Source organism: Roseococcus suduntuyensis, from assembly GCF_014196305.1.
Taxonomy (GTDB): domain Bacteria; phylum Pseudomonadota; class Alphaproteobacteria; order Acetobacterales; family Acetobacteraceae; genus Roseococcus; species Roseococcus suduntuyensis.
Window position 1 is genome coordinate 1 of record NZ_JACIDJ010000016.1, and the last position, 1,329, is coordinate 1,329.

A 1,329-nucleotide genomic window follows, 5' to 3' on the forward strand; every position below is an offset into this window, starting at 1 on the left:
GCTGTGGAGCGGCCCCCATTTCGACCGGACAGGTGGCGTAACCGAGAGGGCCTAGGTTGAAGCCTAGGCGCACGCCTATGTCGAAGCCCATCGATCGCGTTGAAATCATCACCGGCATCCATCGCCGGCGGCGCTACACTGCCGAGGAGAAGGTCCGGCTGGTCGAGCAGACCATGCAGCCTGGCATGACGGTCTCCGCCGTCGCGCGGATGCAGGGGGTCTCGCCCAGCCTCTTGTTCCAGTGGAGGCGCCGCATGTCCGAGGGGGGCCACGAGGCCGTTAGGGCCGACGAGGAAGTCGTCCCCGTCAGCCGCGTGCGCGAGCTCGAGAACAAGGTCCGCGAGCTTGAGCGCCTGCTCGGCCGCAAGACCATGGAGACCGAGATCCTGCGCGACGCCCTCGAGGCCGCGCGCCCAACGAAACAGCCCTGGCACGTGCCGTCGCTGCCCAAGGGAAATACCCGGTGAAAGCCGTTTCCGACACGCTGGGCGTGGCTCGCTCCAATCTCGTGGAACAGCTGCGGCATCCCGATCGCCCGCGGCGCGGGCCCTATGCCCGTGCTGGGGACGACGAGATCATCGCGGAAATCCGCGCCATCACCGACGCCCGCCCCACCTATGGCTATCGCCGCGTCACCGCCCTGCTGAACCGGGCCAGGGGCCGCGCAGGACTGCCGCGCCTCAATCACAAGCGCGTCTTTCGCCTCATGCGCCTGGCCTTCCTGCTGCTGCAGCCCTGCACCGGCAGGAGAGCCATCCGGGTGCATGAGGGCGTCGTCGTGGCCCCCGCTTCCAACCAGCGCTGGGCCTCCGACGGGTTTGAGATCCCCTGCTGGAATGGCGAAGTCGTTCGCATCGCTTTCGCCATCGACACCCATGACCGCGAGATCATGGCCTGGATCGCCACCTCGGGCGGCGGCATCAGCGGCGAAATGATCCGTGACATCATGCTCGACTGCGTGGAGCGCCGGTTCGACGCCCTGCGCGCACCCCACCAGGTGCGATGGCTCGCCGACAACGGCTCGGCCTACACCGCCACCGAAACCGTCGAATTCGCCACGGCGCTGAACCTGGTGGCCTGCTTTACCCCCGTGCGCAGCCCCGAGAGCAACGGCGTATGCGAGGCTTTCGTGAAGACGTTCAAGCGCGACTACGCCCGCGTGAACCCCCGCCCTGATGCCATTTCTGTCCTCCAGCGCCTCGGCGAATGCTTCGAGGATTACAACACCTTCCACCCCCACAGCGGATTGCGTTTCCAGTCCCCGCGTGAGTTCATCCAGCAGCAGTCCAACCAACAGGCCATGTGTCCGGTTTGATGGGGGCCACTCCA

At 66.6% G+C, this 1,329-nt stretch carries 1 protein-coding gene; it reads left to right on the forward strand.

The window, feature by feature from the left end; translation table 11 throughout:
* The first annotated feature begins 77 nt into the window (after window positions 1-77).
* Window positions 78-1,315 (forward strand): IS3 family transposase gene (locus GGQ83_RS19900; RefSeq protein ID WP_184386743.1). Its coding sequence is split into 2 segments (ribosomal slippage): window positions 78-414 and window positions 414-1,315, totalling 1,239 coding nucleotides; the frame shifts between segments, so codons are not numbered across the junction.
* Window positions 1,316-1,329 lie beyond the last annotated feature (14 nt).